18 protein-coding genes are annotated in these 24,271 nt (G+C 33.0%); 3 read left to right on the top strand and 15 right to left on the bottom strand.

Features of this window, described 5'->3' with window-relative positions; genetic code table 11:
- Position 1 precedes the first annotated feature (1 nt).
- The 7 genes from hisC to BMX53_RS14575 form a co-directional block, all read right to left on the bottom strand.
- Entirely contained in the window at positions 2-1,039 is a 1,038-nt protein-coding gene (gene hisC / locus BMX53_RS14605; protein WP_074747224.1) for a histidinol-phosphate transaminase, read from the bottom strand.
- Positions 1,032-2,321, bottom strand: coding sequence for a histidinol dehydrogenase (hisD, locus tag BMX53_RS14600; protein WP_074747222.1), 1,290 nt, complete (start codon positions 2,319-2,321; stop codon positions 1,032-1,034). The genes hisC and hisD overlap by 8 nt, the downstream gene beginning before the upstream one ends.
- A 13-nt stretch (positions 2,322-2,334) precedes the next feature.
- Positions 2,335-3,192 carry an ATP phosphoribosyltransferase gene (gene hisG, locus BMX53_RS14595; protein ID WP_074747220.1) on the bottom strand — a complete coding sequence of 286 codons (858 nt, stop codon included), beginning with the start codon at positions 3,190-3,192 and terminating at the stop codon, positions 2,335-2,337.
- Positions 3,193-3,535: 343 nt separating this feature from the next.
- The gene (locus tag BMX53_RS14590; protein WP_074747218.1) at positions 3,536-4,762 is read right to left on the bottom strand and encodes a DUF6051 family protein; all 1,227 of its coding nucleotides are present in this window, start codon (positions 4,760-4,762) and stop codon (positions 3,536-3,538) included.
- A 171-nt stretch (positions 4,763-4,933) separates the two neighbouring features.
- Positions 4,934-5,395 carry a hypothetical protein gene (locus tag BMX53_RS14585; protein WP_074747216.1) on the bottom strand — a complete coding sequence of 154 codons (462 nt, stop codon included), beginning with the start codon at positions 5,393-5,395 and terminating at the stop codon, positions 4,934-4,936.
- A 76-nt stretch (positions 5,396-5,471) separates the two neighbouring features.
- The gene (locus BMX53_RS14580; protein WP_083394424.1) at positions 5,472-6,917 is read right to left on the bottom strand and encodes an aminopeptidase P family protein; all 1,446 of its coding nucleotides are present in this window, start codon (positions 6,915-6,917) and stop codon (positions 5,472-5,474) included.
- Positions 6,918-6,931: 14 nt separating this feature from the next.
- Positions 6,932-7,957 carry a hypothetical protein gene (locus tag BMX53_RS14575; RefSeq protein ID WP_074747213.1) on the bottom strand — a complete coding sequence of 342 codons (1,026 nt, stop codon included), beginning with the start codon at positions 7,955-7,957 and terminating at the stop codon, positions 6,932-6,934.
- A gap of 215 nt (positions 7,958-8,172) precedes the next feature.
- Here BMX53_RS14575 and BMX53_RS14570 point away from each other — a divergent pair, with 215 nt between their 5' ends.
- Positions 8,173-9,843, top strand: coding sequence for an acyl-CoA dehydrogenase family protein (locus BMX53_RS14570; protein ID WP_074747211.1), 1,671 nt, complete (start codon positions 8,173-8,175; stop codon positions 9,841-9,843).
- A gap of 9 nt (positions 9,844-9,852) precedes the next feature.
- Positions 9,853-11,373 carry a class I adenylate-forming enzyme family protein gene (locus tag BMX53_RS14565; RefSeq protein WP_074747209.1) on the top strand — a complete coding sequence of 507 codons (1,521 nt, stop codon included), beginning with the start codon at positions 9,853-9,855 and terminating at the stop codon, positions 11,371-11,373.
- A gap of 69 nt (positions 11,374-11,442) precedes the next feature.
- Here the strand turns inward: BMX53_RS14565 and BMX53_RS14560 are convergent, their stop codons facing one another.
- The 7 genes from BMX53_RS14560 to BMX53_RS14530 are packed head-to-tail and all read right to left on the bottom strand — an operon-like array spanning position 11,443 to position 22,012.
- Positions 11,443-11,847: a DUF2262 domain-containing protein gene (locus BMX53_RS14560; RefSeq protein ID WP_074747207.1), complete on the bottom strand. Its 405-nt coding sequence runs from the start codon at positions 11,845-11,847 to the stop codon at positions 11,443-11,445.
- A 7-nt stretch (positions 11,848-11,854) separates the two neighbouring features.
- The gene (locus BMX53_RS14555) at positions 11,855-12,484 is read right to left on the bottom strand and encodes a hypothetical protein (RefSeq protein WP_074747205.1); all 630 of its coding nucleotides are present in this window, start codon (positions 12,482-12,484) and stop codon (positions 11,855-11,857) included.
- On the bottom strand, positions 12,481-14,175 hold the full coding sequence (locus BMX53_RS14550) for a hypothetical protein (protein WP_074747203.1): 1,695 nt from the start codon (positions 14,173-14,175) through the stop codon (positions 12,481-12,483). Before BMX53_RS14550 ends, BMX53_RS14555 begins: the two co-directional genes overlap by 4 nt.
- A gap of 7 nt (positions 14,176-14,182) precedes the next feature.
- A complete protein-coding gene (locus tag BMX53_RS14545; RefSeq protein WP_074747201.1) occupies positions 14,183-15,838 on the bottom strand; it encodes a hypothetical protein in 1,656 nt (551 codons plus the stop codon).
- A gap of 31 nt (positions 15,839-15,869) precedes the next feature.
- On the bottom strand, positions 15,870-16,511 hold the full coding sequence (locus BMX53_RS14540) for a hypothetical protein (protein ID WP_074747199.1): 642 nt from the start codon (positions 16,509-16,511) through the stop codon (positions 15,870-15,872).
- Positions 16,512-16,513: 2 nt separating this feature from the next.
- Positions 16,514-21,562, bottom strand: a complete 5,049-nt coding sequence (locus BMX53_RS14535) for a DUF4132 domain-containing protein (protein ID WP_074747197.1) — start codon at positions 21,560-21,562, stop codon at positions 16,514-16,516.
- A 12-nt stretch (positions 21,563-21,574) separates the two neighbouring features.
- Positions 21,575-22,012 (bottom strand): hypothetical protein, encoded by a 438-nt coding sequence (locus BMX53_RS14530; protein ID WP_074747195.1) that lies wholly within the window; start codon positions 22,010-22,012, stop codon positions 21,575-21,577.
- Between the two features lie 240 nt (positions 22,013-22,252).
- On the opposite strand from BMX53_RS14530, the gene BMX53_RS14525 reads away from it, so the two are divergent.
- Positions 22,253-23,149 carry a Fic family protein gene (locus BMX53_RS14525; RefSeq protein WP_074747193.1) on the top strand — a complete coding sequence of 299 codons (897 nt, stop codon included), beginning with the start codon at positions 22,253-22,255 and terminating at the stop codon, positions 23,147-23,149.
- A gap of 85 nt (positions 23,150-23,234) precedes the next feature.
- Here BMX53_RS14525 and BMX53_RS14520 read toward each other — a convergent pair whose 3' ends face one another.
- Positions 23,235-23,819, bottom strand: a complete 585-nt coding sequence (locus BMX53_RS14520; protein WP_074747191.1) for a hypothetical protein — start codon at positions 23,817-23,819, stop codon at positions 23,235-23,237.
- Between the last annotated feature and the right edge of the window lie 452 nt (positions 23,820-24,271).

Genomic DNA, 24,271 nt, shown 5'->3' with positions numbered 1-24,271 from the left:
GTTATAATGCTTTTAGTGCAGCTAATAATAGGTTATTCTCTTCAGGTAATCCTATGGATATACGCAAGGTATTAGGTACTACTTTACTTCTATTTCTAACAATGATCTGTCTACTGATTAACTCTTCGTATATCTGATTTGCATTGTCAAATTCCACTAATAGATAATTCGCTTCTGACGGGTAAATCACCTTTACTATAGAGAGATTCTTTAACTCTTTAGTTACTCTGTCTTTCTCACTTAGCAATAGTTCTATTCTTTGTTTAACCCCTTCCGTATCTCTTAAGACTTCAATAGCTTGCTGTTGATTAATAACACTCAAATTATAAGGAGACTTTACTTTGTTGAAATAATAGAGTAACTCTTCACTCATCCAAGCCATTCCTATGCGCAATCCTGCCATTCCCCATCCTTTAGATAAAGTCTGTAAGATGATTAAATTATTATACTGTGATAACTGCTCTAACCAAGAAGCCTCTGTACTAAAATCAATATATGCCTCATCTAGAATAATTATTCCTTTAAATTGTTCTAACAACTGAACAATAGTTTGTCGATCCATCAAATTACCCGTAGGATTATTAGGCGAACAGATAAACATTAGCTTAACAGATTCATCACTTAAATAAGATTCTACTAAGGTTGTATCAATCTGAAATAAGCTATCTAAAGGCAATGTGATTAACTCTACAGCATTAATATTAGCATAGACTTCATACATACCATAAGTCGGTGTAAAGACAATTGCCTTATCTCTATTGGGTTCACAGAATATGCGATATGCTAAGTCAATAGCCTCATCACTACCATTGCCTAAAAACAATTGCTCCGTACTTCCGCCTTTAATCTCACTGATTACTTGTTTTAATTCTTTTTGATAAGGATCAGGATAGCGATTAACTCTTCCAAAGGGGTTTTCATTAGCATCTAAAAATACTCCTTCATTACCTTTATACTCATCTCTAGCACTAGTATAAGGAGATAACTTAGCAATATTAGGTCTAACTAGTGCACTGATATTTGTGTTACCTCTACTCATCACTTAGCTTTTTAAGTCGAATACTAACCGCATTTTTGTGAGCAATTAACTGTTCTGCCTCTGCCATTACTTCTATCGTTTTACCTATATTCTTTAACCCTTGTTTTGTTAGTTTTTGGAACGTTATCTTCTTTACAAAACTGTCTACTGATACTCCGCTATAACTTTTAGCATACCCATTAGTAGGTAAGGTGTGATTAGTCCCACTAGCATAATCACCTGCACTCTCACAAGAATAAGCACCTAAAAACACTGAACCAGCATTCACTACTAAGTCAATATATTGTTCCGCATTATCTATATTTAAGATTAAGTGTTCAGGAGCATACTCATTGCTAAATGCAATACACTCTTCTAAAGTAGATAGCTCAATCATTAAACTATTGGTTAATGTTTGTTTGGCTAACTCCTTACGAGGCAATTGTTCTACTTGAGTTTCTAAAGCTTCTGTTACTTCTGCTATCTTCTGTTTACTTGTTGTTACAAATACAACTTGACTATCTGTACCGTGTTCTGCTTGAGACAATAAGTCTGCAGCTATATAATCCGCATCGGCCTGCTCATCTGCTATCACTAATACTTCACTAGGTCCTGCTGGCATATCTATAGCTACTCCTTGTGTTTGTACTAATTCTTTAGCTTTAGTCACATACTGGTTACCTGGTCCGAATATCTTATACACCTGTGGTACAGCCTCTGTTCCATAAGCCATCGCAGCTATGGCCTGAGCTCCACCTATCTTAAATATGGTATTTATTCCTAGATATTGAGCTGCATATAATACTACCTCATTCACCTTTCCTTGCTTATTACATGGTGTACATAGTACAATTTCTTTACACCCTGCTAATTGTGCAGGTATAGTTAGCATCAGTAAAGTAGAGAACAAAGGAGCTGTTCCTCCTGGAATGTACAGACCTACCTTCTCTATCCCTACACTCTTTCTCCAACACATAACTCCTTCTGTTGTTTCTACTCTAGCCTCTGTTGTTATTTGAGATTGGTGAAACTTCTTAATATTACTTGCAGCTACTGTTATCGCTTGTTTGATTTCTTCACTTACTTGTTTAGAAGCCTCCTGTATCTCTTCTTTACTTACGCGGAAATCTTCTAATTGCACGCCATCAAACAAAGAGGCGTAGTTCTGTATAGCTTGATCACCGCGTTCTTTTACTTGTTTTAGCACAGTACTTACACTTTCATTCAGACTCTCTGTTGTGATAGTAGGACGACTAGTTAATGCTGCCCATTCTTTTGGTGTAGGATTATATATTGTTTTCATCGTAATTTGCTTTTTAATAAATCATTTTCTCAATTGGAGCGACTAAGATTCCCTCTGCTCCTAGTGCTTTTAATTCATCTATTATTTCCCAGAACTGGTCTTCTTGGATAACAGAGTGAAGACTACTCCACCCCTGATCTGCTAAGGGTAAAATAGTTGGGCTCTTCATACCTGGTAAGATTGAAATGATTTGCTCTAGTTTGTCATTAGGCGCGTTAAGTAAAATGTATTTGCGCTCTTTAGCATTGAGTACTGACTTGATACGGAACAAAAGCTTTTCTAATAGCAATTGTTTCTCTTTGTCTAATGCCTTATTACTAATTAAGATAGCCTGACTATCTAATACTTTCTCTACTTCTTTTAAACCATTAGACATTAGTGTAGATCCACTGCTAACGATATCACATACTCCATTAGCTAAGCCAATACTAGGAGCTATCTCTACACTACCAGAAATAAACTCTATAGATGCTTTTACTCCTTTTTCTTTTAGATATTTTTCTAAGACAAATGGATATGAAGTAGCTATCTTTTTACCTTCAAAGTATTCTATTCCTTGGTAATCTACTTCTTTAGAAACTGCAAGGCTCAATCGACAACTTCCGAAACCTAAATACTCAAGTACATTCACCTCCAGATTAGCTTCTAGATAAACATTCTCTCCGATGATACCGATATCTGCTACTTGTTGTTCAACATATTTAGTCACATCATCGTCACGCAAGAACAATACTTCGATAGGAAAGTTCTTACTCTCTGCGATAAGTTTACCTCCACCATTGGGAAACTTAATGCCACATTCTTTTAATAATTCTAAGGATTTTTCGCTAAGACGTCCGCTTTTTTGGATTGCGATTTTTAATTTACTCATGATATTTTTTGATTAAAATGTTCGAGTAAATCGATAGGAAGTATCAAATAGCAATACGCATAAAAACAAAAAATCCCGTCTGATTTACTCAAACGGGATAATTAGATATTTTGGATTCAAATACACCATATCATTATCAGCTCGTAAGAGTACAAGTATAATGATGACGATGATGTAATTGACTTAAGTACATGTCTTTTTTTGTTTATTTGATAGGTCAAATGTATGTATTATTTTTATACAACAGACCAACTTTTTTAATTTATTTATTACACTTTTCAAATATCAACTTTGTAAAACCATTCACAAACCCAATGATATCAAGTGTTTTAGCTTTTTATTTTTACAAATAAAAATTAGCCATTTTTGCCATTGTTAAACTAAAATGAGCATCTACTTCCTCTGCATTTTTTATAGTTTGAGGAAAAGGAACCATATGACTATATGGGAAAGGATAGTCTAAAATATCCACTCCAATAGGCACATCTCGATAAGGCCCCTTTAGCATATTTAATGCTTCTACTGCTGGTGCTACCTCATCATTTTTAAGGTTAATAGAATAGATTTGACTCTCTAATTCTTTTAGACGTGCTTCTCTCTCTTCTTGATGATGATTATACCTCAACATGGTCTTAAACCAACTCTCTCCTGGATGCAAATCTTTATCTTGATAATGATTTAATCTAGGCTCAGCAATAAACTTGGTAGTCAACAATTGTGCAAAGACTTTCTGCATCATAATAGTTGCCTTACCATCCATAATATACTTAGATACAGGGAACATACGATCTATAGTCATTCCTCCACAGAAACACACCAATTTAGCATTATCTAATATTCCATTAGGGTTAGCCATCATCAAAATAATAGATAAAAATGAACCGATAGAGTAACCGAATAAATCAATTGAAGTCTCTTTAGATAAACTCGAAAACTTACCTTCTCTTAACTGTTTCTCCCATTGGATAAAGTCATAATACGTCTGTAAACCAGACCAAAACATACGCTGTGGATTAGCCTCCATACGCGTACTTAAAGCAGCATTGACATAACTCGTATCTGAATTCTCTTCCCAATGTGATGCTCTCTTTTGAGCTACCTCAAACATCAGTTTTCTATCTGACCACTCAAGAGGAGCTCTATCCATATGAAAACTAATAGGAAACAAAACTACAGCCTTTTTAGTGCGTTTAGCCAACTCATAAGCCCAAGGTAAATACTTATCCCACTTCTTCTCGTTAAGTCCGTGAAACATCACTATAGTGCCTGTAGAAGCTTCTTCTTCTGTAGTCTTTAATACCACAATCTTAAACCGCTTATTTTCTTCTACACTATAATCAGAGATATCTAGTAAGTGATCTGTATCTGTAACAAGTTTACAAAACTTATCTTCAAAGCTCTCATTGTGTTCATCGCAATGAAGTGTCTCCGATCCACACAATACATTAGCTGCTTGTGTAGATTCAAAGTCATACTTAAAAAACTCTATATCTAATTCTTCGCTTTTGATATAATCCTCTTCGGTATTAAAAAGCTTTTTGAGCTGATCGTGTAGTTGGTAGTAATGCATTGTCTAGTAATTGGTGGTTTAAAAATACTATGTATGCATAGTAAACGCAAAACCTCTTACTATTATTACTCAAAATATGAATTATTATTAAAAACTTTTCGTCTACACAGCCTTTGTCAATATCAGAATATCAGATTCTATACCTATATCTTATAAATAATATAATGCTACTTATTTATAAGACAATCCTGCTATACTACTAGCACTTCTAGGATCATATACAGACCACAATGTTCCCCAATCAAAGACTGCGTTCCACTGTGGATAAGGATCCTTCTTCTTATTGCCTTTCTCCCCTGAAAGTTTACGCATAAATGAGTTATTGCGTTCAAAGATTGCCATCTCTTTCTTTTCTGTCCAATCATCCCAGGTCTTAGCATCAGTATCCTCCCAAGTATTGATATGAAAGTGCTCTAATGTATCGCCATAAAAACAGATACTAATGTGTATCTGATATCCCTCCCATGAGAAAGCATCAAAACCATACCAAAAATATCCTGTCTGAACATCTCTAAAACTATTAAACTTAGCCTTGTAGTAATCTGTATTCTTTAACTCTGCTAACTGCATTCCTTTATACAACTTAGAGTTAAACTCTTCTATCACAATATTTCCATTAGTTATATCTAACATATTTGTCTCTTAGTAAGTAAAAGGCCGATAAGTTAATTACTACTTATCGGCCTAAATATTAAATAAAAAAAGCTTCTTAATTATTTGCTTTATAGTCTTCTATTTCCGCAACAGTTCTAATTAACTCTGGTCCTAAGTACTGATATCCATTTTCTTTAATCAAGAAGTTATCTTCAATACGAATACCTCCGAAATGAGCAAACTGTTTTACTTTGTCATAATTGATAAACTCAGCGTATTTCTTCTCTGCTTCCCACATCTCAATTAGTTCTGGAATAAAGTAAATACCAGGCTCTACAGTCAATACATGTCCTGCCTTTAGTTCTTTACCTAAACGAAGAGACTTAATACCAAACTGTTTGGTATTTTTAGGATCTTCAGCTGTATACCCTACATATTGTTCTCCTAAATCTTCCATATCGTGTACGTCTAATCCCATCATGTGACCAAGACCACATTGAAAGAACATTGTATGTGCATGATTAGCCACTGCATCTTGTGCGTTACCTTTCATAAAGCCAAGATCAATTAGTCCTTCAGCTAATATTTCGCATGCTTTAAGGTGAACATTTTTATACTTCACTCCTGCTTTTAATTCTGCTTTAGCTCCTTCAAAAGAGTTTAATACTACATTGTATAAATCGCGTTGTTCAGGTGTAAATGTCTTGTCTACAGGATATGTACGCGTTAAGTCAGAAGCATATCCCATAGGAGTCTCACATCCAGAGTCATTTAACAACAACTTACCAGACTGTAACGTATTCATTTTATAGTGATTGTGTAAGATACCACCGTTAATTGTAACAATAGAATTATAAGCCAACTCACAGTTATGACTTCCTGCAACATTCTGTATTGCACTTACTATCTCGTATTCTTTCACACCAGGTTTAGCCATACGCATAGCTAATAAGTGCATCTGATTAGACACCTTTAAAGCCTCTTCTATCTGTAAGATCTCTTGAGCTTCTTTAATCTCTCTCTGAGCAACGATTGCTTGAATCATTGGTACAGATGGTTTGAAGTCAACAATAGAAATATGTAATAGTTCGCTTAATAAAATCTTATTGAATGATTGGTATGGAGGTAGATAATGAATATTTCTCTTCACACTCATCGCTGTAGCAAGGTAGATAGCTAAGTCTGCATAAGCGCGAGTCTCTACTACTCCTGCTTTCTCACATTTTTCTTTTAATGTTTCTTGACGTCCCATCCATACGATAGCATCCATAGACATCTCATCTCCAAAAACGATAGTCTTGTTTTCATCTAAATCAATGATAGCTGCTAAGTGCGGTTGTTGTATCCCGAAATAGTACAAGAATGTACTATCTTGTCTAAAATGTGAAGCATTATCTGCAAAGTTAATTGGGTTTTCAATGTTTCCTAAAAACAATAAAATCCCTTTTGCTTGAATATTTTGTTGAAGAACTTCCCTTCTTCTTTTGTAAGTATCTGTACTAAACATGGCATTGTTGGTTTGATTCACCCAAGGTAACAACTTTGCCTGACATATTCTCACAAAATGAGTAGTTTTTAATTCTTGTAAATATCTATTGTAAAGAAGTCCTGTACCTTATCATAGACTTCTTGATCTAATGCTACTTCCTTTAGAAATAACACATAATTAAAGTCTAAGTGTTGACGCTTAATAGGCATTGATAACAAATGAACTACTAGTTCTTCTGCAATATATTTCTTCTGAACTTTTGTAGCTGTTTTATAAACTTCTTTTACTAATAAATCGTGATAAGTTCTACACTCAGCCTTTTTGTTGGTTATGTGTTCGAAGGTTCTATAAACAATATTCTTTATCACCTCTTCCCATACTGATTTCACTTGTACATTATTCATTGTTAACGCTAACCAATGAATATACTCATCATAAAACAAGTCAATCTTCTTACTATATGTTCTGATGCGATTCTGAAACTCTGCCATTGTCTCTAATACAGTACCATAAATCTCTAGTGCTATCGGCTTATTAATACTAACTGTCACATAGTGATTTACTGGTTCTAGAGCTATTGCCATAAGATCCATTAACTTCTTCACATTTGCTCCTTCTAAAGTCTTTCTACGACCAGCTACAGACTTAATAGTCTGTTCCATAATCTCTTTTACCTGCTCTGTGGTATACTGTTTCTCCTCTGTAGAAAAGGTAAGTAAAAACAGTTGCTCTAAAGGTTTATTCTTTTTAAACACCTCAGATAGCCATCCTGTAATAGCTTCTTTATCTATGCGAAGCATCACCTCTTCTGTTTCTGTCAACTTCTTCTTCTTTCCTTTAGAAGTGGTTTTGGCAGTCCCTTTATTCTCTTGCATAGCCAGTAATACAGCTACTTTGTGTAAACACAGTGTCTCGCCATTAGCACAATCACAAGTAAGCGCACTGATCTTAGATGCTTGAATAGATACTTGTACATCGTAGCTCTGTTCTCCATCATCTACAAAAGCAACATAATGCCCTTTGCTCTCCTGCTCTAATTCACGAACAGGTAATTGCACAGCTTTATTCTTATCTTTTGTATTTACTGATTTGATTACGTCTACTACTTTCATATTGTACTACTTTATATCAAGTACAAAGTAACTGAAAAAACCTACTAAAACTATCTATTAACAATCAATACTTTTTACCACTAAATTATATGCAACAAAAAAACAATATTCATAAATACTTCTTCACATTACACCCCTAATAAGGTACAAAAAAACAAATAAATCCCCATTTATGAAAAAATTCGTATATTACACATAACCAAAAATACTTAATTATGAACAACTTATGGAAAACTCATGAAGTCAACAATCAATTTGATGAGTTAACAGATTACAATCTATTCGCTACTGATACAGTAATGAATGAGTACCTAAAACAATACAATCTAGAAAACTATATTTCTATATTACAAAACACAGGAGCTAAACTAGGTACTAAAGAGTCATTTGAAAAAAGTACACGTTGTAATTTATTGGGACCTACATTAAAAGCTTTTGATAGAAGAGGTAATCGCATAGATCAAATAGAATTTCACACAGACTGGCACTACTTTATGTCTGAAGCAAAAAAAACAGGACTTATTTCTTTTCCTTATGAGAATAATCAAAAAGGTAGATGGGTATTTGCTGTTATGAACTTTATCCTTCAATCTCAAGTTGAGCCAGGTGCTTTGTGTCCTGCGACTATGACACAAGCTTCTATCCCTCTTATCCAAAAAGAAGAAAGATTATGGGATGAATTAAAATCCAAACTTTTAAGCAGAGAATACGATGAAAGAGATGTGCCTGTAAAAGATAAGAGATCTATCTGGATTGGCATGGGAATGACTGAAAAACAAGGAGGGTCTGACGTAAGATCTAATACTACTATTGCCAAACGCAATAATACTCTTAATACAGGTTATAAGGAATTCCTATTAACTGGTCATAAATGGTTTTTTTCAGCTCCTATGTGTGATGCTCATCTAGTTGTAGCTCAAATAGAAGACAATGGTCAACTCGCTTGTTTTTACGTTCCTCGATGGAAACCTAATGGTGATAAAAACCCAATTGAAATACAACGATTAAAAGAAAAGATTGGAAATAACAGTAACTCTAGCAGCGAAGTTGAATTCAAAGATGCTTGGGGTATTCTTATTGGTGAAGAAGGTAGAGGTATTCCTACTATTATCGAAATGGCTACTTTCACCCGTTTAAATTGTGTTTTAGGAGCTACAGCAATTATTCGACAAGCAACAATTCAAGCTTATAGTTATGCTTTAAAGAGAATGGTTTTTGGCAAAAAACTAATTGATCAACCTCTTATGAAGTCAGTACTAACAGAACTAGCATTAGAAAATGAAGCTGCTTCAATAACTTCATTGTTTCTAGCTGATAATTTTGAGAATAGTGATTCTTCAGAAACGGCTAAAGCATTTAGAAGGACTATTACTCCTGCAGCTAAATATTGGATTTGTAAAAAAAGTATAGAAGTAAGTGCTGAAGCAATGGAGGTATTCGGAGGAAATGGATATGTAAATGATGGCATTATGGCTCGTCTGTTTAAAGAAGCTCCTGTAAACTCAATCTGGGAAGGTTCAGGAAATGTGATGTGTCTAGATGTACTTCGTTCTATTAAAAAAGATCCTAATGATTTAAAATTGGTATTTGATTACTTATTAGGAATAGCTCAAAAAGATTCTGATTTAACAAATCAAATTAAAGCTCTAAAACAATGGTTACAAGACAATATTGAGACAAACTTTGAAGCAAAAGCTCGTTTATTTACAGAACAATTAATCTTAATAGTTCAAACTTGCTTATTACTTAAACATTCTCCCAAAGAAGTTTTTCAAGCTTTCTACGATACACGACTAAATAATACTAAGCAAGGTCACTTCTTAGGCTCTAATGTATTAACTCCAGAAGTAACTACTATTATTCTTAGTAGAATTATTAACCATTAATTTATAAAAATGAATCTATTAACCACCTTAAAGGTAAACGTAGGGAAATTCCCTACTAAACCTTTCCTTATATATCAAGATAAAACTTATACCTATGAAGATACATATCAAAAGATAAAACAAGTAAGCTCATTATTTTCAAAACTAGGATTAAAAAAAGGAGATACTGTTGCGGCTATGTGTTTTAATACACCAGCCTTTGTATTTACTATGTTTGCTTCTTGGGAGCTAGGTCTTATTTTTGTTCCTATTAACCATAAGCTTAAAAGTAAAGCTCTTGAATTTATATTAGAAGACAGTAAGACTAAATTATTGTTATTTGATGCTCAATTAATTGAAACCATTAATGAATTGAACTACCAATCATTAAGAATATCAACAGAAGGTGTTGTATCTGAGTATGATTGTTTTGAAGATTTATATAATGAAAATAACACAGATTTCCATCCTCAAGATTTAGAGTATAATGATATCGCACAGATTCTATATACATCAGGTACTACAGGAATGCCTAAAGGATGTATAATGCACCATGACAGTATAACTTTTGCTGCTACAATGGCTGCATTAGGGCTTAGTTTTGTACCGAGTGATATATTCTTAATGGCAATGCCTATATGGCACTCCTCTCCTTTAAATAATTGGTTTGGAGCAACATTAATAGTCGGAGGTACAATTGTATTACAACGAGAATATCATCCATTACAACTACTTGAGAATATTCAAAAAGAAAAGGTAACTACATATTTTGGTGCTCCGATTTCATTAATTATGCCTACTAAGGTACCTAGCTTTAAACAGTATGATTTATCATCTATGAGGGCTTGGATATATGGTGGCGGTCCTATTAGCCCTACTACAGCAAAAGATCTGATGGAATTATATCAGAACAATAACTTTTATCAAGTATTTGGTATGACTGAAGCTGGCCCTCTAGGAATGACTTTATATCCTAAAGAACAACTAGCTAAAGCTGGTTCATTAGGAAAAACAAGTATGCCTGGTGTTGAGATGAAACTAATTAACGAAGATGGACAAATTGCTAAAAAAGGTGAGGTTGCAGAAATCTACTTCAAAACGCCAAGTCTTATGGCTGGGTATCTTCATAAAGAAATAGAAACAAAAGAAGCATTTACAGAAGATGGTTTTTATAAAACAGGTGACTTGGTAAAAATTGATGAAGATGGTTACTTATTTATAGTGGATAGAAAAAAAGATATGATAATCACAGGAGGCGAAAATGTATTTTCTAAAGAAGTAGAAGATTGCTTGTTAGAATGTAAAGCAATTAGTGAAGTAGCTGTTATCGGACTACCTCATGAAGAATGGGGTGAAACTGTGACTGCTTTTATTATTCTAAAAGAAGGTAAAGAAGTAAATGAAAATGATTTAAGAGAACATATATCTACAAAACTAGCTAGGTTTAAAGCTCCAAAAAAATACTTTTTTGTAAAAGATTTTCCAAGAACTCCTACAGGGAAAACACAAAAGTTTATGCTTAAACAACAGTACCAAAACATAAGTTTATAATCATCATTATAAAAATAAAAGGCTTAGAGAATTACCTCTAAGCCTTTGTTTTTATATCTTTTCAATAATTTACCCATTCATGGCTACGTGATTTTCAAACTCTCCATCAATCATCTCGATAGATAGAATATGATCTCCGAAGTATTCTCCTCCTTCATAATTAAACTCTACTTCAGCATCTCCAGTAAAATACAAAGACAATAAGTTTAACTCTTCTCTAAACTGCTCCTCTGATAAACCTTCATTCTCATCGCTATAGGCATCGTATAACTCGTCTACAATAATGTCTTTTCCTTCTGCATTGTATTTCTCTAACTGAGCAACTACATTATTCACATCTTTTAGAATTTCTTCCAACTCATCATTACCATTATAGATAGAAAGATTGATTACTTCTTCTCCTAATGTGTAATCCATCTCTAATGTTTCGTCATCATACTCTGATGCCTTAAAGTCTTGTGCTGTTAATTTCATCTTTCTACTATTTATTTAATGCTTTATCTACTATACTAATTAGCTCTTCTGGAGTCATAAACTGTTGCATAAACTCCTCTAAGCTTCCCTCATTTGTGATTTCACTGAAGAACTCTTCGTGATCTGTCCCAAACACAGTAGGATTATCTTGTTTAGGATCTTCTAAGCAAATATAATAATGATCGGGAAAACCATAACTATAAAACAGCTGTATCATCGTAGGTTGTTTGGTTCCTACTACCTTTTCGATCTCACTTAAATTGACAAAGTCCTCGTCAGTAAAATCACCATTCCACTCCTCATAATCTGCAGTTCCCTCCTGATAAGGTGTAAAAGGCATTGCCGTCCAAAACATCTGCCCTCTTCCTTCTTCTGTATCTACATAATAGTATGTAATCATCTTGTCATAGAACGCTTGTCTATCTGTGTTAATCAAGTCCTGATGAGCATCTACATACTCTCCTAAACCGTAAATAGGTTCTTGATCTTCTTCATCTGCCCAAGGAGTGTCTTCTGGCTTTGGGTATAATACTGTTTTAAAACTAATAGCTGTGATATCTTCTTGTAGAGAACTTCCCTTTACACCACTTATATCTCCTCCTAAAGCATGTATTCTATCTAATATTGTCTGTTTCATCTTTTCTGATTTGCAATAATTGCCTGTTTTATATACAAATTCATACTATTTCGTGGAGCACTATATTTCATTAACTTATTTAGAATCTCACCACTTGTATAATTATCCAAAATAAACATTAATAAATCTGTCGAAAGCAGCGCCTCAGAAGGTATGCTATTTACACTTTGTCCCCCCATCATAATCCTGTCTAACAAGGTTTTTGCATCTGCTTTGTACAATTTTTTACTATATTTATTAATTAGAGCAAAGCTTGGAGTTACTTTTAATTTGTTTAGCATTTCTACATAGTCTTTTTCATAATCAAGTATCTCAAAATACTTTGCTAATTCTCTTAAATACAAAGTTGCTTTAGATAGTTTACTTTTTATATCTGTTTTAAAGGCTTCAGCTTCCTTCTTGTTTTTAAAGCTCTTTATAATAAACTTATAATCATCAATATTCAAACTCTCAGCAAACCTCTTTTTTCGCATTTCAAGCACATCCTCATTCTTACCTAACTTTTGTTTTATTTCTGTCAATATATCCTCAACACCATCATTTCTAAACATGTGTAAGTGCTTATCTATAATCAATTGACACAACTGCTCTGCATGTGGTAAATCAATATCAATAACTAATTTGATCAAGAATAGATTAAACTCTTCATCATATTGAACAGGACGAAATGCTTTATAATATTGCTTAAACACATTATTTTTATTGACTACGTTTAGTAAAAAACGACTTATTCCCTGAATAGAATCATATTCTTCTTCTTCACCTTCAGCAAATTTTTTAAGTTCTATAATCTCCAAAATATACTTATGAAGTAGTTCTTCAGGTATTGCATCACTTATTAATTTAAACAAATACCAATATGTTTCATATTCTAATCTTCCTTCTTGATACTGAAGATTCATTCTTAGCAGTGTCAATTGTTTCTCTATAGCAGCCTTATCTTTTACATTAAATAATGTATATAAGAATCGTTCAGTAAATTTCTTAGCAAACGTATTGACACGAGTACTGGTATGGTAAACAGTATGATTGAAACTAAATAATCGAAATACTACTCTTAAATAAATATCTAATGCTATAGGTTGGGTAATATTAATCGTTAAAAAGTCTTCCACAGGTGCCAAAGCTATTGTAAACAAATCAATCAATGTCTTAACCTGTTTAGCATTTGCTTCTTGTCTCTTCCTTCCCATGGTAGCTACAAGAATATCTTTCAATATTTTGTCAACCTCTTCTACTGTATAATTATTAGCTTTACTCTTACCAAATTTCAGTAAAAACTCCGTTTCTACTTCTTTGTTCTTTTTGAACAATTCTTCTAGCCACCCATATACGTCTATCTGATTAACATCATGAAGTAATGCCACGCTCTCACTCATCTTCTTTTTAGACATTGTTTTTTTTGCTACGGGCTTATCTACAACCTTCTTACCTTTTAGTTTATCTTCTAAAGTAAGAAGCATTTTTGTCTTATGAGCACATAGTTGATCTACTTGCACACCGCAGTCACAGGAAACAAAATCAACTTGCTTGCCTACTAACTTAACATGTACATCATGACTTTCATTTCCCTCATCTACATAGGCTACCCAATGTGCTTTCTTCTCTTCTTCTAACTCACGTATTACTAATTTAGAAGCAGTTGCTAAACTTGCTTTGTCAAATTGTTTTAATATCTGTGCGATTGTCATCGTTAATTTATTTATTTTCTGCTAATTCTACAATCAATTTATTTAAGCATGAACTGCTGTAACTCTTATAATCTTTATACACTTTAAAAATAGCATCCTTTGAATATTTACTTGCGATATAGTTTGCTAAATCTATATTATCCTCCTCGTCATAATGTGAGTATTGCCCAAGTCTAAATACTTTAATAAGAAACTCCGCAGGATTATAATTATATAAAATTTCTTTATATTGACATACAATAACTTGATAAGTAGAAACTATATATTCAAGCATCTTTTTAATGTTATTTTCATGACACATAATCTGATAAAATACAGTGTGTGTGTATTTTTTATATTTCATTTTATCATAAGCTTTATATCTAAATTTATTCCACTCTGTCTTTTCATGTGTGTTTTCTAAAATGTATATATAATCATCATATTTAAAATCAACCAAGAAAGACTCTTTCTTCAGTTTAACTAATTTCTCTACATCATTACGTTCTTCATAAATACTAATCAGTATTTTTCTATATTCTTGAGTACTCTCTAATTTATTATTCGTATTAATCAATAATTCACATTTATCAATAACAAAAGTAACATCTATAGGCACTAATTCCTTTAGTAAAGTAATTGTAGTTTCATTATCAAAACTATGACATATAAAATCATTGTAACACTGGTTAAACACTTTATTCTCAAGAACAACATTTAATAAAAATAAAATAACACTATAGAATGGTCCTCTATGCTTATCAAGTTTTTTAACTAATAGTATAGATTCTTCAGCACAATAATATTTTATATCGCTATCAGATAGTTTATAAATAGATTGAAGTATTAACAACAAAAAACCACATCTTTCATAGTTATTTTCATCTTTAATTTTTTTAAACAATGATGAAATACTTCTATTTACAGCATCTTTATCATTAACATTTAACAACGATAACGCATATTTTTCAATCAATTTTTCTACAAAAGTATTTAGTCGAGTACTTGTCGTTTTCACCCCTCTTTTAAGAGTTAAAACTTCTTCAATAATGCACAAATAAATATCTAAGGCTAATGGTTTAGTGATGTTAAACACTGTGAATTTTTCTATAGGTTCTATTGCTAAATTCAATAATCTAATAAATTCTTTTACTGTATTTGCATCTGCGTTTCGCTTAACTTTAAAAGAGGATGAAGCGATAGTTTTCACAATACTTACTACATCGTTTACTGTATATTCTTTACATTCAGGTGCACTAAAACTTAATATAAAATCTTGCTCTAAAACCTTATTTGACGCAAACGTTTTGATCAACCACTCATAAACAATCTCCTGATCACTTGCTCTAAGCAATATCTCACTCTCACTCACCTTCTTTTTAGACAATGTCTTTTTTGCTACGGGCTTATCTACAACCTTTTTACCTTTTAGTTTATCATCTAACATCAGAAGCATTTTTGTCTTATGAGCACATAGCTGATCTTCTTGCACACCACAGTCACAAGAAGTAAAATCAACTTGTTTGCCTAAAAACTTAACATGTACATCATAACTTTCATTACCCTCATCTACATAAGCTACCCAATGCCCCTTCTTTTCCTCTTCTAATTCACGTATTGTTAATTTGGATATAGTTGTTAAACTTGCTTTGTCAAATTGTTTTAATATCTGTGTGATTGTCATTGTTATTATTTTTCTTCTTACAAATATACTTTTATTCCCACACTCTCCACTCTGCAGAACAATATCCTGTTATCATATCTAACACCTCATCAGCTCTATCTTTGCAAATAGAAATAGACTCGTATTGCTTAGCTATACTACTAACTATTTCTTCTGCTCTATCTTGTTTTCCTCCTTTAGCTTTATACAATTTCAGGTATTCTAAAACTTCCTTCGTGAAGGTAGCTTGTTCATTGATTAAAAGAGAAAGAACATACTCCCTAAGCTCCACATCCAGCTTGACTTGCTGTATTACACTACTGAATTGTTCACTTAAATCTTTAGTATCTCGATCTAACACGTGATAATCAGCCATACCAGACATTGTAGTAGAATGCGATACCTCCAATCTGCGTATATATATCACTGGTTTTCCCTGTGCCTTCGCATAGCCAGCCTCTATACCAATTCCGATTCCTTTATCAGTCGTCTCTGCCAACAGACAACAACTCTTATCTATATCAAGTAGAGCACGCTGCATCATTTCTCTCTCCTTTGTTATATCAAAAGTGTACTGTTCAATAAACACAAAAGGAATATAATCAACTGCTTCTACTGCTTTCTTTATTGTATCAATAGCTTCTTTCAGTTCCTTTTGCATTGAGAAACTACACGAAATATATACTTGTTTCATTCTTATTCTATTTGACTTAAAATACCCGTATCTTTTATATTACCATCTCTCGCTAAAATCAATGCTTTAGATACTATCTCAGTTGTTTTTGGTTCATCGTCTGCAAATGGTAAGAACAGTGTACCTCTATCCTGTGTTAGTACAGGTTCTATATATAAATGCTTGCCAGGCATTAAATGAATCACTCCACTACCTAAGTGCAAACTATACGTTCCTTTAGTCCCTGTAATAACCACATGGCGTTCTTTATACTCAATATTACTTAGTTTTAATAGTCTTGCTGTCTCACGTACTATAGCCATGCGCATTTGTACAGTTGACATACTTGTCTCTGGATCAACCTCTCCTACATAAGCCACACTAACCACTAAATCAAGGTCTCGCATTACCTCGCTAAAAATAATAGGATTAATCTCTTTTAGAGCAAGAGCCTCCTGTGTAGATGCTTTATAAAACATGATGTGTTCTAAGGAAATATAGTCTCCATAATACCCATTAGTTCCACCTGAATAATCGATATAAAGCTCTACCTGTATATCCTGATCAAAGTACAACTTACTAAAATTAGCATAGTACTCATGCTGCCAATTTCGCGTTTTGAACAAACCTAATGTCTGTCCTTGTTTTACCTGATAACCTGCATAGCGATTAGAGCTACCATACTCAGCCTCTTCTGCTACATTAAACAAATAAAGCTCTCTAAACACCTGCTTAAAAGGCTGCTCTATTTGCTTGTCAAATAGATAAGATTGTATAGCTACCCATCGCTCACTTTGGTATAAATCATAACAGTGTGCAATACTAAACTCATCACTCGCAGCAGTATCTACTACTTCTCCATCTATAGTAGTAAACACTCTATCGATAAAGAAACCAAAAATGCCATTACACTTAAAAACTAATTTAGTCAAATGATGCTTAATAATCGGATGCTCCAATAGCTTTTGTAACTCTACGATATTAAACACATCTTGTCTAAGCATTGCTTGTTCTAAGTTCAGACGAGAGCGACTGTACTGCTCTTTTAATGCTTTCTGACGTTCTACAAGATCAACTATTAGTTCATTTTTCTTTATTTTAGCAGGAATAGCTTTAAGCTCTTTACCCACTTTGTTTAAAACTGTCAAAACTACCTTACCATTCTCTTCTACTGTCAATGAGAAATTATATTCATCTAAATTAACTTCCTTATAATCAGTCAATATAGATTGTACTTGCACACTCTCCATCGACCACTGAAAACGAATAGGGTCTTTATATCCAGCAGCTCTAGCGATATTCTCCATCGCTACATTATAAATCTTTAGATCATTCTCCTGGCGCATTGTCCCATACTTCTTAGAACCTTTTTTAAACTGCTCTAAGAGTTCATATCTATCCATTAAGTCTTCTTCTCTATTGGTCTCTGATAATGGAAATAACCCACATGCACGCACATAGTTTCTATCTCGTTTAGTGATAATCTTTGTTTTCAAATCTTTCATCGACACGCGACCTAATAGTACATCTGCATACAGATTTACACGAGTATGCCCATCTACAGCCATAAACTTAGTAGCTCCATACACTACCTGCCAACGTTCTTCTCCTAAAGTATTATAGCAGCTAAAGAACCAATCTATATCTACCACACCCTGCTCGAATTGTTCTATCTCAATATCAGTATAGCGTTGTATAGCTTTACCTAAGAACTCTTTTTCTTTTTCCTTTTGATTTTCTGCCAAATGAGCAAATAACCACCATATCGCTGATTCTAAACCATTCCAATCTAAATATTGTGCGATATACTTAATCCACTGTGGACACGCCAGTGCTATCTCTATCCACTGTCCATCAGTAAACCCTACATCTTTTGCCTTTCTATTAAACTCCTCCTGTGTATCAGTTGTTAATGGAACTGTTCTGCGAATTAACTTACTGTAAACCTGTCCAAATTCATTAAAGGAAATCTGCATACCTGGATAATAATATATACTATCTCTTGCTATTCCAGTTGTTTTAACTTTTTCCAATAAACCAAAGAAATAAGCTGCTCCATATATGACTTTAAAATCAAATACAACAGCAAAAACAGTTTGTGAAGGATTACTCCTCTCTATTACTTTATGCAAATAATATGACCTAAACTCCTCTAAAACTCCTCCTACCTTTTCAGTAATAAAACGCTTGGTAAAAGGTTCTATTTGTTTACTAAAATAAGTCTGTCTATTAGATAATTGAACTAAAAATAGTATAAACTCATCTTTAGTAATAACCTCTTGTTCATAAACATAAGCCATTAATTCAAAAGGCAACGAATAAGACGAATCATCTGATTTATTACAATTTAATTGACGCCATCGCAATAATTTAAAGTAATCCAAATACTGCTCTTCTTCTAAAAACTCTAAACTTAAAAATTCTCCATACCAAGACAGATCCGTATAATCTACCCAAGTAAAAGAATACTCTTCTCCATAAATAATAGTTTGAACTTCTAAGTCTAATACCTCTGGTGTAATGCTATTATATATTGTCTTTAAGCCTTCTAAACAGTATATTGTTTTTTCTTCAAAAGGATATTTATACAGAAGACATGTAAATATCGCTCCCATAGCATACCAATAGTTGCTATATTTCTCTACAAGTTCGTTGTAGAAATAAGGTATCTTATCTACCAATAAAGCACTTATTATATCAGGTACATCAGTTTCTGATGTCGCACAATTCAATAAAAAAAGATCAATAGGATCTAATCCACTATCTATATACCACTGCTCCCATACAGCATACAGTGGATAATCTTGGAAGTGTTGTATATCTGTCCAACCTTCCTCACTATAGCTATGCATCTTAGAGAAATGAGTACCTAAAAGCACTTTTTGCTCTTGTCCATAGTTAAAATGAGTGTATTCATATCCTTCATTTTCATGTAATAAGTGCTCTAATACATCCAGATCTTTTAGTATCAACTGTAAAGATTTAGACAATCCACAATTATTCTGAATACGCTGACTAAACAGAGAGTCTTTATTAGCAATAGGCAGCTCTACTTGAGTGATTATCTCTGCACTATATAATTCTTCATCAGTATCTGCCCCTTCCTGATCTTGACGAGCATAATCGCGAAGTAGTATTAAATACTCCTCTTCGCTTTTAGAAAAAATAGTATGTAATTTATCTAACTGAGTTAACCAATTACTTAACTGATAATGTGTTTGTTCATTCTGAGATAAAGCCAACAAACCTTCTAAAGCAGCTAATCGCTGATCTATATTTCCTTCAAACAATAACTTCTCTAAGATAGTATCGATAACTTTATCTTGTCTACGCACTAATAAACGTATAAAGTGCTGTTGTGACTTTTTAAACTTGTTCTTAAAATAAGCGATAATCTCTTGTATCTCTTCTTCTGATAAAGTCGCTACAGCTAGAAAGCGCATACAGCCAAAGGCAATAACTTCTTTTCGTTCTTTTAAATAAGCAAATGCTAACTGATTCTGTTGAGGGAAAGTATCGCGTACCTGTCCAGTGAAGTCATATCCATATCCCTGTAATCCATAATGCTCTCCATCAAATAATAACGTGTTTAGGAGTACTTCTTTAAACTCATTGCTAAAAGAAGTACGCTTATCTATAAATAGTAGTACTTTATCTGACGAAGACAACGTTAAAGACAACAAAATAGAAGCAAGTCTCTCTGAGTTTAATATATAATCTCTATAATAATCAGGGCGTACAGCACTCTTTACTACAACCTCTTTCCCTTTTAATTCTTGATATAATGTAAAGAAGCTCTGATACATCTGTTCATAATTATCAAGGTCAATAAAGTGTCTTGAAGCTCTATTATAAGAAAAATATTCATCTAATCGGCCAATGATAATAGCTATCAATTCGAGGTCTTTAGATTCTAATACTCGATTAAAAAGTATGGTTTCTACCTCATACTCATTAAAGTTACGTACAAACTCTAAAATTAACTGTTGATAATTTCTATCTGCTACCTTATACGTTACATCTACAAAACGAAAAGCCATCTCTTTATGTATCCAAAAATAACATGAAAGTAAAGCATAAAACTCCTTAGATGATAGCCTAAATAACTCTTCATCTTCTATAGTGTCATAATGACTTATAGCAAATAACATCAGTTCGCACTGACGCTTTGCCTTATCTTGTTTATTCCCTTCAAGATAGTCTCCTATCTGATAGATTAAACCTTCACTAACAGCTTCGTATCTCGTCAAATTATGCTCTAAAATAACTTGTAAGAAGTACTTTAGATTCTCTATCTGAATATGAGGTAATAGTCCTATAATATCTTCTCTAAGCCCTTCTTCTCTACCTGCATCCAATAAAATATCTCTTGCCTTCTCCCAATACTTTGATTGTTTTGACGCCATTAGCATCAATAAAAATGATGGAGTAAATCGTCCATGTTCACTATTGCCTTTACATATTTCTTCGACTACTTCTTCAATTGCTTTTTCTTCTTTATCTAAAACAACTGCCCATATATAAGGCAAGTATTTAGAATGAGAAAGATGCATATCATACACTATCTGCTCTTTGATAGATAGTTCTACAGTCATTGTCTCATAACTATAAGCATCATATACATAAACCCCTTCTATCAAACCTGATATGACATTACACTGTTTTAAGAATGTAGACTCGACATTTTTCCAAGTAGCATTCTTATCTTCATATTGTTGTCCTAATAGATAATCATCTATATGTTCTAACAGTTCACGCACCCAATATGCTGTGTATTCTCCAAAAAAATAAACCAATAAAGAATAATATTCCTTATCTCTCCACACACTTATTATATTATGCTTTAATAGCTCAGCGAAATAAGCATCGTACTTAGTAAACACTTTAGCACTATATACAGCTTTATCTGGATCATTAACTTCTCCTGTAAAATATAATCCAAACAAAGCTATATGGGGTGCTAATACACCTTCTTTATCACTATAAGCCATAGCATACAACTCTCTGTGCATTGCATCATAACTGCGATTAGGCACTTGATAATTTCTTAGAATTGAGGTAACATCTTTCATCAAAGGGGATTTTTAAAAAGTAGATTTAAGAAAGTTAAGTGGAATAAACACAAAGGAGTCATTATCATTAAGCACTATCTCTTGACTCAATGCAATAAACTCCTGCTCTCCGTAAAAAAATAGAAACAATTGGTCTTCAAAAGCTTGTAACACGCGTTGTTGTTCTTGGGCTACATCAATATCTTTATACTTCACAGGAGAACTAAAACGCAACTTTCCTGTAAAAAGGATAGTTCCTAACGCTTCCTCTATCTGTGTTAATTTATCCTCTCTACTCTGTTCCTTAAACCTCTGTAAGTATTGTTCCACTTGTTGTAACACTACAGCTTTTAGAAACTCAGCGACAGTCAATAGTTCACTATCAATTACAATTGGCAAGCTTACTGATTCAACCTCAGTACTTATTTTACTCAATTGTTTGACCTGTATATTTACTTGCTTTACAGACATAAGCTCTTTCTTTTTCAAAGAGGAAAGATAAGGTTTTTAACAAGAATAGATATAGCTCTAATCAGCTATATTCTATCGCAAAATAGTTCTTATCAAAGAAAACACTATTGCCCTTATCGGCAAAAAACAATCTAGAAAATATTTATTACCTAACTTTTTGCCGATATCGGCAAAAACAAACAATACATATTCTTTTTTATACTATTTTTGCCGATAACGGCAAGTATTAAAATATCTACTATGAACTATATATCAGTAAAAGAATTCGCGATTAAATGGAATATATCTGAAAGAACAGTACGTAACTACTGTGCTACAGAGAGAATTAATGGTGCTTTTTTAACTGGTAAGACATGGAATATACCTGCCGATGCTACTATACCTCTAAAGAATAAAAGCACTTCTACAACTAACAATCCTCTTTTGAGCATTCTCAAAGAGCAAAAAGAGATGAAGTTAAAAGGAGGGATTTATCACCGCACACAGATAGACCTTACTTATAACTCTAATAGAATTGAAGGAAGCAAGCTAACACATGATCAAACGCGATATATCTTTGAGACAAATACTATAGGAGCTACAAAAGATAGTGTCAATATTGACGATATTATAGAAACTACTAACCACTTTGGTTGTGTAGATTACATCATTGATAAAGCTAAATCTAAACTTACAGAATCTCTTATCAAAGAGCTTCACTATATGCTAAAATCAGGAACATCAGATAGTCGAAAAGATTGGTTTAATGTAGGAGAATACAAAAAACTCCCTAATGAAGTAGGGGGAAATGATACATGCCCTCCTAAAAAAGTACCTGAAAAAATGAAAGAATTACTCTTACAATACAACAATATAGAGGCTAAGACCTTTGAAGATATTATTAACTTTCATTATAACTTTGAAATTATACATCCATTTCAAGATGGTAATGGACGTGTAGGAAGACTTATCATATTCAAAGAATGTTTAGCTAACAATATTGTGCCCTTTATCATTGAGGACGATATAAAGATGTTTTATTATCGTGGTTTACAGGAATGGCCTACTATAAAGGAGTACTTATTAGATACCTGCCTTTCTGCACAAGACAATTATAAGGCATTACTTAACTATTTTGAAATACCTTTTGTACAATAAAAAAACAGACCGCAAATAGCATAGAACTACTTGCGGTCTTATAATGTATAATAAAAACTTACTTTTAAGCTTTATCAATTTTCGTTTAAAATTCGTAGATATCTAACTTCTGTGCTTCATCAAAGATAACCACAGCGTGACCACTTGGACTATCTTGTTTAGACTTTTCTACAACAGAAGGGTTAGATGGGTAGGTACCATCGGCATATACTAGAGATTTCCACTCTCCTTCAGACTTAACCATCAATACTTTCCAGTCATTCTCTGTTTTAGGTTCTACAAAAATAGATCCTTGCATCACTGTAAACTTAGTAATTAACTTATAGTTAGAGTCCAATAATAACATTGTACAACCACCAGATCCACAGAAATAAGATCCAACTAAACTTACGAATATTTCATTCTTCCCATCTCCATTTAGATCAGTAGCATATAGCTTAAACTGTCGATCTAAAGAAGGAATTACCTTTAAATCAGCCTCTGTCAAAAAAGAGTTTTTAATATAATTACTTACTCCTAAGACTACTTCTGAAGCTATAGTTTCTGTCTTAGGTTCATAGAACTCTATTACTTCTTCTACTGGTTCTATTTCTTGTATTTTCTTTTTTTCTTTACAAGAAACAAAAGCTACCGCTAATAATGCTACAATAGCAATACTTACTTTTCTCATCCTTTTTCAATTCATTTTGAACATATACAAAGGTGGTTATTTTAATCAACTTAAAAGGTTTTTTAACAACAATTTGTTGCTCTTCTCTAAATAAAAAATTGACTACATTTTTTTATTTTTTACCTCTAATACCTGTTTAAAACAAGCCTAAAATTAAGTTTTATACTCCACTTTTTTAAATATTGCCCTTATTTCACTCCTTTATAGTCCAAAAATAAAAAAAACACTATTACTTTTTTATTTTATTCAAAAAATTAAACAACTGATAACAAACATATTAAGTACAAAATAACTATTTATCCATAAAATACGTACACACTTAAAGCCAGTAAAATAGGGCTTTCATGCCACTTCCTTGGACAATTCATGGACAATACCTAGAGTTTAGTTGAGGAAAGAAAGCTTTTGCCCATGAGTTGTCCTTGTATTCTTCTTCTATTGTCCTCTATATA

The sequence above is a fragment of the Myroides marinus genome (assembly GCF_900109075.1).
Lineage (GTDB): Bacteria > Bacteroidota > Bacteroidia > Flavobacteriales > Flavobacteriaceae > Flavobacterium > Flavobacterium marinum_A.
The sequence above is the reverse complement of the archived record's forward strand: the minus strand, read 5'-3'. Positions and strand labels throughout refer to the sequence as shown.